Genomic DNA, 14040 nt, shown 5'->3' with positions numbered 1-14040 from the left:
GTCAGAAAATCCAAGCGGGTATAACCTTCTGCTGTTTGAAGCGTTTGACACCGTGTTGAAAGTCCTTCGGCTTTAACTGGACCGAATTGAGATTCTCTATAATCATAGGGAAGAGTATTGCGTATATAGCCGAAGCTGTCACGAAGACTTACATTGGGTACTACTGTCAGGGATAAAGCGTCAAAAATTTCTGGTCATACGCATATGCTCAAGACACACATATTTCTCAAAGTGTTTGGAGGAGATAGTATTCGAATGGCCAGTGAATGCTTATTCCTGTAAAAGACCAACAGACTCTTCGTCTTGCAATTGTTCTTGTGCATCTTCTGCAGGAACAAAATGTTGCACTCGCATATTTCCGCTGTCGACGACTAAGACTCCACCTTGGTTGTCGAGACAAAGGCCGTACGGGAAGTTGAACTGTCCTGTTGCATTTCCAAATCCACCCCATTGGGTAATGAAGTTTCCTTCTCGATCAAATTTTTGAATGCGTTGATTGCCAGTATCACTAACGTACACATCTCCCATTTCATCGACAGCAACACCCCAAGGCGATCGGAATTGGCCTGGTTCTTGGGCTTGCGCACTACTCGCATGACCTGCGCCGATGCCGCCGCCCCACCTCGCAAGAAGCTGAGGTAAGACATTCGTACTGGTGTCGAATTTTTGAATGCGATGGTTTCCCATATCAACAATATAGACGGTTCCGTCTGTTTGGTCGACGGCAATTCCTCTCGCAAAGTAAAACTGTCCATCATTATTGCCGAAACTTCCCCATTGCATAATAAATTCGCCAGTCTCGTCGAATTTTTGTATTCTGAAGTTAGCACTGTCGACCACATAGATATATCCACGTACTCGATCGACGGCTACTCCCCAAGGTGAATTGAGTTGTCCTTCTCCATTACCTCGAGAGCCAAACTTGGAGAGGTAATGACCCAATTTTCCATCAAATTTCTGAATACGGTGATTGTTGGTGTCAGCAACGTAGACATCGCCTTTCGCGTCGCAAGCAATGCCTGTCGCATTATTGAAACTACCGTTTGCACCGCCAAAATTTCCCCAGAGAAGGATGAAGTTTCCATTTTTCTCAAATTTCTGAATACGGTTATTCCCATTATCAACAACGAAAATTGAGCCTTGTCGATCAATGGTCATTCCATAGAGCGGACTAATAAATTCTCCACCGTGCAAGAGGGAGGCCCCACGTCCGGCTTTTCCCCATGTGCCGATGCATACATATCCAGAGGTGTTAAGCAATATGCTTGAGCTGGCAGGAACCGAGACATTGTTGTTGATATCCTTAAACCACACGTAGGCGGTCTTCAGGCCATCGCCCGCAGAGGTTGTAAACGGGATGGTCGCACCAAAACGCTCCTCTGGCTCAACGTCAACCCATCCTGGCATTGTTGCACTGGGGGTCATTGGATTTTCGGACATGAAATAGGCTGAAACCCCAGTATCGACATCTCTTGCAGAAATGGTGGCGACGAGGTCTGGTGAATTCGTCATTGAGGCCCCATGGTTGAGGACGAGGTCGGGGTTTTGTGGTGCCGTAACATCAATAAGCGTTGGTGTGGCGGAATATTCCTCGGAAAGGATGCTTTCACTTCCCTCTTCAGTTACTGAGCTTAGTGCATAGAAGTATGTGGTTGCATTTGTTAAGCCAAGGTGATTGTATGGGGTGGTCACACCCTCAATCTTGGTTGAATTTTGGGACGTCACACCGGGTTCAGTGCTGAAATACAGGTTGTAACTGACCGCGTCTGGAACTTCGAGCCAACTGATGATGTTTTCCGAGTCACCAGCTTTGACGGTCATATTTGTTGGCGTGGCAAGGTCCGCAAGTTCTGGTGTTTGACTCTGTTCTCTTCCTCTCGCAAGTTCTTCTTCCGTCGGAGCAAACTTTGTGAGGCGATTATTGCCGCTATCAATCACATAGACGTAACCTTCTTTGTCAACGGCAATGCCAGATGGAAAATTCAATTGACCTTCCGTCAATCCGCGGTTGCCCCATGAGCAGAGAAACGTTCCACTCGAGTCAAATTTTTGAACGCGGTGATTTCCACTATCTACGGCATAAATGTTTCCCAGCGCATCACATGCAAGACCCCACGGTGCTTTAAATTGTCCAGGTCCGTTCCCTTCTTTCCCCCATTTCAAGAGGTAATTGCCGCGTGGGTCAAATTTTTGAATTCGATGGTTGCCTTCGTCTGCAACATAAATGTTCCCAATAAAGTCTACGGCAATGCCTCGAGGATAAAACATCGCTCCATCGTAGGCACCATCACGGCCCCACTTGAGGAGAGGAGTGCCGTCAGGTTTGAATTTTTGAATTCGGGCATTGCTGGTGTCTGACACATAGAGGTACCCATGTTGGTCAGTGGTGACTCCCCACGGAACATCAAACTTTCCTGCTTCAGCACCGCGCCAGGCGAAGCCGAATTTCCCCCAGGCATTGATAAGATTTCCATCTAAATCAAACTTTTGGACTCGATTATTTCCACTGTCTGCAATGTAAATAACCCCATCTGGAGAAGTCGCTAGGCCACGAGGGTAATAAAACTTCCCTTCCTCAGAGTCTGGCTCATCTCCCCATCGAGCGAGGAACTTCCCATCTTTATCAAACTTTTGAATCGAGTGACTGTCGGTATCGGACACATAGATATTGCCATCATGATCTATCGCAAGGCCGGTTGGTGAATTGAATTCACCATCATCCATGCCCTGCACCCCAAATTGCATAATATTCAGATACGGCGAAGGGATCGACATGACTTCTTCTGACTCAGGGCTTTCACCGTCAGCGGTGATTGCTGTGATCACGTAGTGATAGCAGAGATTGTTTGAGAGATCGTCATGTACATAGGGGCTTGCGGCACCTTCTATCGTGGTGGCGTTTTCTTTTTTCAGTCCAATGGTTGGATTGAAGTCGTCAGCGCTGGCAATGGGCCTACTTAACTCACTGGGTTTTATGACTACGCCTTTGGTGCTCTGATAATGAAGGTTGTAGTAGAGGGCTTCAGGGACTGGATCCCAGGTTATGGTGATGCGACCATTGTCCGGCTTTGCATGGACATTTTCTGGGGCAGGGGGTAATTGTTCATCACTCGTACCGGCTCCCCACTCTTCTTCCAGGCCTTCAATGGACAATTGATGATGGAAAGAATATGTTGTGGTTCGTCGTGTATTCACCATCCAGTCGCTCATAATCCCTCGCATCTTGAGAAAATGTAACATTTCTCACACGAGTCTCCGTGCAGTGACGGTAGGCTCGTTGATAAATTTTAATAATAAATCCAATTACTTACGAGGAAGTCTAGCAGGCAGGTTTTCTGGAAGTCAAGGCGTATTCCGTGTCTGAAGGTGTGAACAATAATGACCAAAAAACTGTAAGAATATACTGAAGATATTCCTAGAAAACGCTGCTTTTTCTGTACCCTCAGTCATATCGTGAAGATCTTACCTGAAGTGAATGTGTAACTCGTTTTTCTCGCTGTTCTCTATGCCTGTGCTCGTCATGAGACGTGTGCGTTTTTGGGCTGACATGTGTTGTTGGCATGGCACATGCTCACGTATACGTTCTCTCGATTACCTACTCAATTTGCCAAGCAAATTACGCGAAGGTGTAAACCGGTAACGCACCCGGGAAACAGATCGTTCTCTTCACAGAGAATGCTAGGCACCTAACTTGGTGACATTAGAAGCTTGTGGTCCTTTCGCACCCTCTACTAAGTCAAATTCCACGGCTTCGCCTTCTTTTAAAGTTTTAAACCCTTCGCCCTCTAAGGCCGAGTAATGTACAAAGACATCTTGTCCATCTTCGACATGAATAAACCCAAAACCTTTTCGGTCATTAAACCACTTCACTGTTCCTTTACTTTTCACAGGGACCTCCTACAATAAGTTATAACGTTAAGGTGATTGCGTGCTTCTGTCATAAGTCCAAATATCTTTGTCGGATCGCCTAAGAAACAACCTGTTGTATGTGCTGAGGAGCATACCTGAAACGTGAAGCTCTATCGACCTGGGAATGTTGGGTTCGTTCAACATGAGATGGGCAAAAAAAAGCCGCAGAAAGGGTTCGTTCCTTCTACGGCATTAAACATAAAATGACTCGCCACGATACAGATCCTAAGAAAGACAGCAGGATTTAGCATAGAATGAGTACCGTGTCAATAACGGAAGGTTTCGTCCCTCTCGTCAGCACAAGGTAAACGTTGTGAATGTTATCGGAAAACAGAGTAATTGTAATCTGACTGACCATGAGACAAAGGCCATGCATGAGGTCAGTATTATTGAATATTGATTGGTCCGGTTTGCGCAATGAGCGCTCAAGAGCTGGAACGGGTGACGGATAAGATCAACATCGATGACACGCAATAGCTGTGTGCTTCCCAAGAGACTCGAGGTATGGCTATTTCATTGATGGAAGGGGCGAGATGCTCTATGATTGTTTCGCTGAATAAATCGTACGTGATTGACGTGTGCCGGCTTTGGCTTCAGATGCGAGAACGAGGTGGTCTTTGGAGATGAACGTCAATTGCAAGAGCGAGGATCGTCGATACTGAATAGAAAAACTCTTTTCTCCAGTATGCCTTTCGAATACCGTCGTATGCTGAGCATGCTGTCGAAAAATGTGATGATGGTCAGAATAACGAACGGCTAACGACTACACGAGCAATTCTTTCTTTCCACAAGGCTTCCTTGTTTACACTCCTGGACCGTTACATCATTCGAGAGCTCTTTTCTCCCTTTCTCTCAACGCTCACCGCGCTTTGCTTTATTATTTTTGCCAAGGAGATGCTACGTCTCATTGACCTTCTCGTGTCAAAAGGGATAGGCGTATGGTCCCTTTTGAACATTATTGCCCACCTCATGCCATCTTTTTTGGTGTTGACGTTACCCATTGCCTGCTTGATCGCGTCGATTTCTACTTTTAGTCGGTTGTCTTTCGATAACGAGTTAATTGCCATGAGAGCCGCGGGCATGAGCTTCTGGCGATTGAGCGTCCCGGTTTTGGTCTTTTCGATTTTTGTATTTTGCACGACATTGTTCCTTTCGCAATGGGGGCAACCCTGGTCAAATGTCTCATTAAAAGGGTTGGCCATGAGCGTGATTGAGGATCAACTGACTCTTGCGTTGGATTCGGGTGTGTTTAATGAGCCCATCCCGAATTTGACGATTTATGTTCCAGACCCGAAGCATACACAACGCATACGTGGTGTGTTTATTTCTGATCAACGTGATCCCGTGAAACCCTTAATTATTGTCGCGAAGTCTTTTCGGGTCTTACATGACGAAGGACGAAAGCAGTTGGGGTTACGGTTGTTGGATGGCGCCATTCATCAGGTTCCTCCCGACTTGCGCTATTATCATGAAGTAGGGTTTCAAACCTATGATTTTTGGATGGACGTGCCGCCGCCTGAAGGGATGGGGACGACGGAACGCAAGAGTTATGGAGAGATTATTCAGGATTTACATGCATCGAACTGGAAAGACTCCGGACAACTCCGTCGACTGATGGAGCACTACAAAGATCTAGGTTTTCCAGTTTCGGCGTTGTTACTCGGTCTATTGGGCTTTCCCATTGGGATTATTTCAAAGCGGTCGGGGAAGAGCGGCGGATTTGCGATTGGTATTGGAATCATCGTGGGGTTTTACTTGCTGAACATTATGGGAGAATTTCTTGTCACGACGTACGTCGTCCACCCGTTTGTCGGGGCGTGGTTTCCCAATGTGATGATCTTGGGAGTGACCGGCTTCCTGTATGTGCGAGCCAGTAGGAGTTAATGTGATGGGCGTGTTGTTTTGGTACATGTTTCGTCAGTACGCCAAAGTGTTTCTCATGTGTGTGAGTGCGTTATTGACGGTCTACCTGGTTGTCGACTTTTTCGAAAAACTTCGAAAGTTTCTCAAATACGATGCTGACCTCTCGTCTATGTTGCTCTACTTTTTCTACCGTATTCCGGATATTTGTTTTCAAATTACGCCATTGGCCGCGCTCATGGGAACCTTGTTGACGTTAGGTTTTCTCAATAAAAGTGCTGAAATTACCGCGATGCGGAGCTGCGGCATGAGCTTCTATCAAATTGCTTCGCCGTTTTTTGCGGTAGGAATTATTGTCAGCGCGATCCTGTTTAGCTTTACCGCGGTATTCGTGCCACTGGCGAATATTCAAGCTGATTATGTCAGGACGGTACTCATTGAGAAAAAACCCGTCGCCCTGTCGGTATCCCCTGATCGTGTGTGGTTGCGATTAGGGCAAGATGGTCTGCTCAAGATTGGGGGAGTGAAGGACGAAGGGCAACGTCTCGCAAGCATCAGCCTGTATCGGGTCAATGAGCAGTTCCAACTCCATGAAATTATCGAATCGGAAGAGGCGCGATACGCATCCGGGGGCTGGCAGTTGCGTGATGCCACACGTCGAATTGTGCAAGTGGGGGGAGAAGTGACCGCAGACCGCTATGCGCAGTTAGCCATTGGGCTCCCGCTTACCCCAGAAGACTTTCGGACATGGCTGGCGTTGGATTCGAAAAACATGACGCTCAAACAGTTAGGCGCGTATGTTGAACGATTGAAGCGAGATGGACATAGCAGTAGTCGTTTTGCAACGGATTATTGGGGGCGAGTCGCGTTTTCAGCGATGACGTTTGTTATGACGATTTTGGGTCTCGCCATCAGTTTGTTGCAAACGGGCATACGAGACCATGCTGTTGCCAAAGGCATTGGCCAAGCCCTGGGAATTGGATTTCTCTTTTGGGTCACGCATTCGTTCGGCATGGTACTCGGGAAAAATGGCGCACTCATGCCGCTTGTGGCCGGTGGGTTTGCGTGTGTGATGTTTTTGGCAATTGGATTGAATCTGTTCTTACGAACTCGGTGATACTGTTTTCACCCTGTGTGGGACGAGGAAATGAATCGCGTAATTGTCCCTTCCTCTGTTCTCCGTTCGCACACGAATGTGTCGTAATTTCCACATTCCTCCTTTCTTTTGCTCTTGATGATAAAAAATCCTGCCTGTCTGTTGACCGTGAATGTTCGTATTCTGACTCAGCATGAGAACAATACCTCATGTTCTATGAAGTTCCTGCTTCATAGGAGACCTTAACTCTTTCCCGAATTGTCCCGACACATTACATGAGAGAGATGGTGATTAAATCAATCACGAAAAATGGAGAGGGCGTGTCGATATGACATGACCACGCGAAACGTCGTGACAAAGGCAAACTATCCGCAAGGGTAGGACGCAAAGCCGAGAGACCTGTGCCGGGCACTTCGATGCCGTGCAGGTTCGTCTGGTTGCCGAATTGGAAATCCAAAGAGCAGTGGCACTGGCCGAAGCGTTCATCCGGAAGGATGGGCGCTTTTTTTTTGCACTCTGCTCGATCGTGAGTTCCCTGTTGGGTGGATGCGTACAGACGCGGGAGAATACTATGGCCAAGCAATCCCATCGCCTTGATAGGCAAGAACACACAGTTCAGTCGGGCGCTTCCGTCGATGCGTCTGGCACAATGTATTCTTCGGCCTCGCCTCAAGATCCTGCAGAAGTATTAAAAGAGTTTTTTCCAATGATTCGTCGTATTGCAGGAAACTTAGCTTCAAGAAATCCTGCGTCCTTGGACATTGAAGATCTCACGAGCGCTGGGGTCATCGGCTTATTGGGGGCGTTGACGCGTTATGATCCTAAACGGGAAACAAAGTTCTGGACATTTGCCGAATATCGCATTCGCGGGATGATGCTTGATGAAATTCGAGCCATGGATTGGATTCCACGTTCTGTCCGTGCACGCAATGATCAAATTCGTCAAGTGAGTACCGAATTTGTTCAAAAGGAAGGACGATATCCCACCAGAGATGAAATAGCCGGATTGCTGGGGGTCACACAGGAAGAGTTAGATGCGACATCCCTCCATGACACGCGATTGCTCAGTCTTGATCTGTCGATGGGGTCTCAAGAAGATACCTTCACACTCAAGGATGTGTTGCCTGATGAAGAACAAGTCGACCCCTATTCAGCCTGTCTCTCTTCGGAATCCAGTCGTGCGCTTGACCGAGCGATGGAACGTTTATCGAGCCGGCAGCAAGACGTGTTACGGCAGTATTATTTTCAAGGATTCACGATGAAGGAGATTGGCGTCCGATTAGGCTTGACTGAGTCGGGCATCTGTCGTGTACACACGGAAGCGCTACGGAAGTTACGGATTGGGCTCAAAGATTTTGAGGATGCACCAACTGAAAAGCCAGAGTAGCCTTTGTCAAAAAAAGGACGTCCCAGGAAACGAAAAGCGGTTTCAGTCGAAACCGTGATGCAGCGTAGAGCAAATCATTAAACCTGGAGTCGACCAGGTGGAACAAAGAATTCATGCCCGCCAATCGATGCGACTTTATGGCTGACCATGGCCCACCTGGGGGTCTGAACCAAGCGAGGGTTATAAAACAACAATGCACCCTGCACGATCGAGCGTCCATCCTGAACCATCCGCCAAGCCAGCAAGCTATCGTGCATGCGTGACTCACTAATTCGATGCCGGACATCTTCCGGCTTTGCATGATTCCAGGGTTGAAACTGTAAACGTTTCAGCACGGTGCCTTTGACGGTTCCGTCACTCTGGTATTTGGCCTTCATGCGATTTCTTATCACTGCCGCAACCGCCAATTTTCCCGCAAAACTCTCTCCACGCGCTTCCAGGTAAATCGTGAGGGCTGCGAGTCGATCGTCAGATAATGGCATGACAGTATCAATGAGTGGTTCTGTGACGACTACTTGTGGTTCAGGTGTATTTTTTTGGACAAGGATGAACGGAGAAAAGGCCGCAGAGTTATTTGTTCCAGTCGGCAAGATAACGATCAAAAGAATGACAGCCCCCAAGATGATCGTAAATCGACAGATATGTCGTAGCGCGTGCAGCATTGTGTATGTACCGTCAGGCATGGGGTTGTGAAATCTAAGGGTTATTGCCATTTTAATGTGTGCTTTGCGTTCGCAGTTCTATATGGCAAGGGTTATGCCTCGGGATCTGTGCGGTAACTGTTATGCATATTTGTTCGGGAATTGGGTGTATTGTAGGAGGTCTTCAGGAAAACTGGAGAGGTAGTCTATAGATTTATCGCAAAAAGTCAATGCAATTACTGAGTTTTCCGTTAAGGAAGTTGACATTCAAAAGATTTCTCACTTCACTTTTCAGGTATTATTCATGGAACTTCCTGCAAAACCAGCATGTATTCGGTATGACAAGAATATCGACGTCTTGCGCTTCGAGAGCTACATACTTAAAAAAACCGTTGCAATCTGTCAGAATGATGACAGAACTGCATATATCTGTATAAATCAGTGCCATGCAGTTTTTTGTGCCGTGTACCGGCAGACGTACATTAACTGGGAGGTATGGCGATGAATGGTCAGAGAGTTCAGTCTTTGATTATCAGCAAGCTTGTCATCGTAGTCATAATGATAAGTGTTTTTTTCGTTTCACCTCACACAGGATTTGCCGGGAAAAGAATTCAAGAAGCCATGTCGGCTTCGCATCTTCATCGGGCCAAACTGTATGTGGCGGCAGGGGACTATCGACGTGCGGTTGAGGCGTGTCAGCTGTATGTGGACGAGGTGCCTTCCGTCGAAGGGTATGTGTATCTTGCGTATGTGTATGAAGCAATAGAGGGGTATCTCGCGGAACTACAGAAACGCGATGATTGGGTCAAGGTGGGGCAGGTGGCCCTCAATCTGACATCACGCAAACTCATTGATATCATCGATCCTCCGAACGTGATGCCACGTATGGCTCGAGAAATGATTCACGAAGGGCTTCGTCAACAATTTGATATTGTGTCAGCTATGGCCAATCGCCTCGATACAAAACGAACAGAGAGGTTGTGGATTCAACAGACCGCTTGGCGGGAGGCTCATCCAGATGACTGGTGGTCTGGTGTTCCGGACGCATGGGATTGGTGAATGCGGGAAGTGTCCTGCGTGAAACGTGAAGTGCAACACAAGTGACGAGCAACGAACTACGAGCGACGAAATACGCAGAAATGTTGACACTATCTGGAATCTCAGTTTAGGATGAAGACTCGTTGAAAACTGACTTCACTCATGTATAGCAAAGGGGGCGCGCGTGTCCACATTGGTTGCACAAGCTACTGCAGAAAATTGGGAAACGGAAGTTGCGACATCATCTGATATAGTCATGGTAGATTTTTGGGCAGTGTGGTGTGGTCCCTGTCAAATGGTTGCTCCGGTCGTCGAAGAATTGGCCCAAGAGTATCAGGGCAAATTAAAGGTCATGAAGCTGAATACGGATGAAGTGCCTGAAGTTGCCGGCAAGTTTCAAATCATGAGTATCCCGACGATTTTGTTTTTTAAAGGTGGTGAGCCTGTCGAAAAAATCGTCGGTGCTCGGTCCAAACAGCAATTTAAACAAGTGATTGATTCCCTCCTGGCACAGTCATCCGCAACGGCATAAGCCCGTTGCGTTGATGACGGGGTTCTATGCTCACTGAGCTCCGCATTTCCAACTTTGCTCTTATCGATCAACTGCACCTCGAATTTCCGGGAGGATTCATTGTCCTCACCGGCGAAACCGGCGCAGGCAAGTCACTGCTTGTCGATGCCTTGGAGCTGATTGCCGGTGGGCGTGCTTCGGCTGAACACATCCGGTCTGGCGCCGAACAAGCGACCATCGAAGCTGCCTTTACGTTACCGTCTAACAGTCTACTGATTGTCCAACTTCAGGAGCAAGATCTCTTGAATGATGGGGAAACCGACCTCATTATTCGGCGTGTCCTTTCCCGAAACGGAAAAAATAAAACCTACATCAATGGAGCTCTCACGCCGATGCAGGGCGTTCACACATTAACCCGCAATCTGCTTGATATTCATGGCCAGCATGATCAACAGTCGCTGTTATCCGCACAGGCGCAACTCGACGTCTTAGATGGATTTGGCCGGACGAAGACTTTACGAGACGCCTATGCGCAAACTTTTAAGGATTGGCGTCGTCAAAAGCAGGCGTTGTTTGACAAAAGAGCAGAACGTGACGAACAGGGCCGTCACCTGGAGATGAAGCAATTTCAACTTCAAGAGTTACGAGAGGCAAACCTGCAGGCTGGTGAAGAAGAAACCCTAACCCAAGAACATCAACGGCTTCGTCATCGAGAACGAATCGGTGAAATTGTCGAACAGTCCTATCAACGGCTCTATGAAGGCGAGGCTTCGGTTGTAGAGCAATTCCAGGTAATTGCCAATCATATCCAGGAACTTGAAGGGATTGATCCAAGCGTCAAGGAATGGTCGAATTTGGGTGAAACGGTAGCCGTGACGCTTCGCGAATATACAGACGGCCTTCGAAATTATCGCGATACGCTTGAGTACGATCCAGAGAGACTTGGTGAATTAGATGATCGTATCGCTAAACTTCAGCGGCTCAAAAAGAAGTACACAGCTTCTATCGATGAGTTAATGCTATTACAGCAAGAACTAGAAGCTGAATTGAGCGGTAATGCTGATGTCGAACAGCAGATAGAGCAACTACAGCAACAGGTCAACGTTTTATGTGGTCAGGTTGAAAAAACAGCCCAAACGCTTTCAGGTAATCGGGTGGATGCAGCCAGGAAACTCGAGAAGAAAATTTCTGAGGAACTCACTGAACTGAAAATGAGTAATGTCCGTCTCTCCGTTCAGATAGATACAATGTCCGATGTTGAGAAGTTTGGTCCTACCGGTAAGGATACGGTCGAGTTCATGTTTTCCGCCAATCCTGGAGAACCGTTGCATCTACTGGCCAAAATTGCCTCAGGCGGAGAACTATCTCGGGTCATGTTGGCCATGAAGTCGGTCCTGTCCGAAGCCGACGAAATTCCCGTCTTAGTATTCGATGAAGTCGATGCGGGAGTAGGTGGGGGAGTCGGTAGTGTCATTGGAAAACGGCTGCGTGATGTCGCGCAATACCATCAAGTCTTTTGCATTACACATCTTCCACAACTTGCCTCCCAGGCTCACGCCCATTATCACATTGAGAAACAAGTGGTAAAAAACAAAACCGTCACGCATGTGCGTCAACTTAATGAAAAAGAAAGAGAAGACGAAATTTCAAGAATGCTTGGTGGAGTCGAAGTCACAAAAGCCATTCGGCAAACTGCGGTGGAGATGCTGAAGACCGCTGCGACTCAGAAAAAGAGAATTTAAAATCACGACTCATAAGTCTCATCTCTGGAGTGCCATTGCTGATCAATGAATCGCATGATTTTAAAAGCTGACTGTGTTCAATCTATAGCTCCGGGGATTTTATCTGCTCCACCTGGTTGGGTAATTGTTTGAGTGCTACACAGATTAGTGCTGTAAGCAGATCAAACACCCCGCGCCAGCCTAATAGTTGCAATAAATTTTCAATACTTGAATGTTCCTGAGATGCATTTGTACAAATCGCTCGTATCTGCTCATCATCAATATTCCTCAGCACGTCCTGAACATCTTTGAATATAGCGTTCAGTAGGTCACTATTCAGTTTGAATAACTCTCGTATACGGTTCTGTACTTCGAGAGAGTTGAAATCCAAATTTTTCGATGAATGTGCGAAGTCATTTCGAAGTTTTCGAAATAAATGGAGAGTGGAGTGTACTGCCACTCTTATGATTCCGACTCTGTAGGCCAAATCAATTTTTGCAGATAATGAAGCAATCGGGGCATATCTATTATCAAGTAACTCATCCTTTTTTCTGGTCGATGGGACCAATCTTGCCTTTAATAGTTGTTCTAGAGATTCGTCAATTAATGCAGCTCCAACTATTACTGTCCCTCGATCGCCTTCATCCCTTAATTGTTTCTTAAGTTTTAAGAATAAATCGGGTGCTTCAGGACCAAAGAACCGACTAGTCGATTCACTCTCATGCTCTTGATTCATTTTGGAAAACCTCGCACTATTGACCAAGTCGAAAGCTATTGCGTTTATTGGATCCGTTATAACCCATGAAGCTTCTATCAGCAATTCAGTGATGATGTAATCTTATGATTTCTCAAGAACATATAGTAGAACTACTTTAGTCTTCAGATTTGTTGTCGATCGTCTCGGGTATTTCTTATCGTATGGGAGTATCAATATCTGCAGGGTCGAATGAAATAGAGATGATTGAACCTAACTATTCATGTTAAATTATTGGAGTCTTACAGAATATAATCACAACATCTTGTTTTGAGGTATTTGTGAAGAAAGTAATGGGTTTTAGAATTTACCGATGAACACTACGACACTCAATCTAAAAGAAGGGATAGGTGAGGCAATTAGTCGTGTTGATGGCCAGAGTCTGCTGAACACCTATCAACAGCAGGGAGAGTTTTTAGCGCTTGATTCTTTTCTCTCTCAAGAGGCGATTCATGACTTGATGCAGGAGGTTGAGCATGTTCGTCCTCAACTGAACCGCAACTTTATTCCCGGGCATAAAAAAGGCGGAAGCGTCAGCTATTTTATCGTTAAGGAATCAGCTCCGTCACTGATGGCGTTGTATAAAGATCAGGCATTGATTGACTGGCTCAGTCAGCTTGCCGGTGAACGCTTGCTGCTCTGCCCAGAGGAAGATCCGCATTCCTGTGCCTTGTATTTTTATACCGAAGCCGGCGATCACATCGGCTATCATTACGATACATCGTACTACAAAGGTGCGCGCTATACGGTCTTGATCGGGTTGCTTGACCGTTCAACGAGCCGCCTTGCTTGTCGCCTCCATACGAAAGATCCTTCCAAAGAAACGAAAGAATTATCGTTGGATACGAAGCCTGGGGCCTTCATCTTTTTTAATGGCGACAAACTGCATCATGCCGTGACGCCGCTTGGAGAAAATGAAGAGCGTATTGTCCTCACGCTGCAGTATGTGACCAATCCTGAAATGGGACGATTCAATCGGTGGTTTTCGAATATGAAAGATGCGGTAGGGTATTTTGGACTACCAGCTCTGTTCGGACGCTCCTAGGGGAAACTAAGGTATCTCGTCGTTCGTATCTCGTATTTCGTAAAAGGCAAGGGAATTTCTATGAGATACGCTTCACGA

The 14040-nt window shown here is 46.7% G+C and carries 11 protein-coding genes and 1 riboswitch; of the genes, 7 read left to right on the top strand and 4 right to left on the bottom strand.

Going from position 1 to position 14040, the window contains the following annotated elements; all coding sequences use genetic code 11:
- Positions 1 to 270: 270 nt before the first annotated feature.
- On the bottom strand, positions 271 to 3240 hold the full coding sequence (locus ACWHX8_RS10655) for a 6-bladed beta-propeller (protein ID WP_447968104.1): 2970 nt from the start codon (positions 3238 to 3240) through the stop codon (positions 271 to 273).
- 438 nt (positions 3241 to 3678) lie between these two features.
- Positions 3679 to 3888 (bottom strand): cold shock domain-containing protein, encoded by a 210-nt coding sequence (locus tag ACWHX8_RS10650; RefSeq protein WP_447968103.1) that lies wholly within the window; start codon positions 3886 to 3888, stop codon positions 3679 to 3681.
- An 819-nt stretch (positions 3889 to 4707) separates the two neighbouring features.
- Between ACWHX8_RS10650 and ACWHX8_RS10645 the strand changes: the two genes are divergently transcribed.
- The 3 genes from ACWHX8_RS10645 to ACWHX8_RS10635 all read left to right on the top strand — a co-directional run bounded on the left by ACWHX8_RS10645 (position 4708) and on the right by ACWHX8_RS10635 (position 8252).
- Positions 4708 to 5793: an LptF/LptG family permease gene (locus ACWHX8_RS10645; protein WP_447968102.1), complete on the top strand. Its 1086-nt coding sequence runs from the start codon at positions 4708 to 4710 to the stop codon at positions 5791 to 5793.
- A gap of 4 nt (positions 5794 to 5797) precedes the next feature.
- Complete coding sequence (gene lptG / locus ACWHX8_RS10640; protein WP_447968101.1) at positions 5798 to 6886, top strand: LPS export ABC transporter permease LptG; 1089 nt, start codon at positions 5798 to 5800, stop codon at positions 6884 to 6886.
- A 328-nt stretch (positions 6887 to 7214) separates the two neighbouring features.
- Positions 7215 to 7310: riboswitch (cyclic di-GMP riboswitch) on the top strand.
- A 126-nt stretch (positions 7311 to 7436) separates the two neighbouring features.
- On the top strand, positions 7437 to 8252 hold the full coding sequence (locus ACWHX8_RS10635; protein WP_447968100.1) for a sigma-70 family RNA polymerase sigma factor: 816 nt from the start codon (positions 7437 to 7439) through the stop codon (positions 8250 to 8252).
- Positions 8253 to 8329: 77 nt separating this feature from the next.
- On the opposite strand, the gene ACWHX8_RS10630 is transcribed toward ACWHX8_RS10635, so the two are convergent.
- A complete protein-coding gene (locus ACWHX8_RS10630) occupies positions 8330 to 8935 on the bottom strand; it encodes a cell wall hydrolase (RefSeq protein WP_447968099.1) in 606 nt (201 codons plus the stop codon).
- Between the two features lie 459 nt (positions 8936 to 9394).
- Here ACWHX8_RS10630 and ACWHX8_RS10625 point away from each other — a divergent pair, with 459 nt between their 5' ends.
- From ACWHX8_RS10625 to recN, 3 genes are all read left to right on the top strand, one after another.
- Positions 9395 to 9952 (top strand): hypothetical protein, encoded by a 558-nt coding sequence (locus ACWHX8_RS10625; RefSeq protein WP_447968098.1) that lies wholly within the window; start codon positions 9395 to 9397, stop codon positions 9950 to 9952.
- A 163-nt stretch (positions 9953 to 10115) separates the two neighbouring features.
- The gene (trxA, locus tag ACWHX8_RS10620; RefSeq protein WP_447968097.1) at positions 10116 to 10463 is read left to right on the top strand and encodes a thioredoxin; all 348 of its coding nucleotides are present in this window, start codon (positions 10116 to 10118) and stop codon (positions 10461 to 10463) included.
- Positions 10464 to 10489: 26 nt separating this feature from the next.
- The gene (gene recN, locus ACWHX8_RS10615; RefSeq protein ID WP_447968096.1) at positions 10490 to 12184 is read left to right on the top strand and encodes a DNA repair protein RecN; all 1695 of its coding nucleotides are present in this window, start codon (positions 10490 to 10492) and stop codon (positions 12182 to 12184) included.
- Positions 12185 to 12266: 82 nt separating this feature from the next.
- On the opposite strand, the gene ACWHX8_RS10610 is transcribed toward recN, so the two are convergent.
- Entirely contained in the window at positions 12267 to 12899 is a 633-nt protein-coding gene (locus tag ACWHX8_RS10610) for a hypothetical protein (RefSeq protein ID WP_447968095.1), read from the bottom strand.
- Between the two features lie 331 nt (positions 12900 to 13230).
- Here ACWHX8_RS10610 and ACWHX8_RS10605 point away from each other — a divergent pair, with 331 nt between their 5' ends.
- Positions 13231 to 13962: a HalD/BesD family halogenase gene (locus tag ACWHX8_RS10605; RefSeq protein ID WP_447968094.1), complete on the top strand. Its 732-nt coding sequence runs from the start codon at positions 13231 to 13233 to the stop codon at positions 13960 to 13962.
- Positions 13963 to 14040: the final 78 nt, after the last annotated feature.

It is taken from the genome of Nitrospira sp. M1 (assembly GCF_965152605.1).
This window is presented reverse-complemented; position numbering and strand designations above follow the sequence as displayed.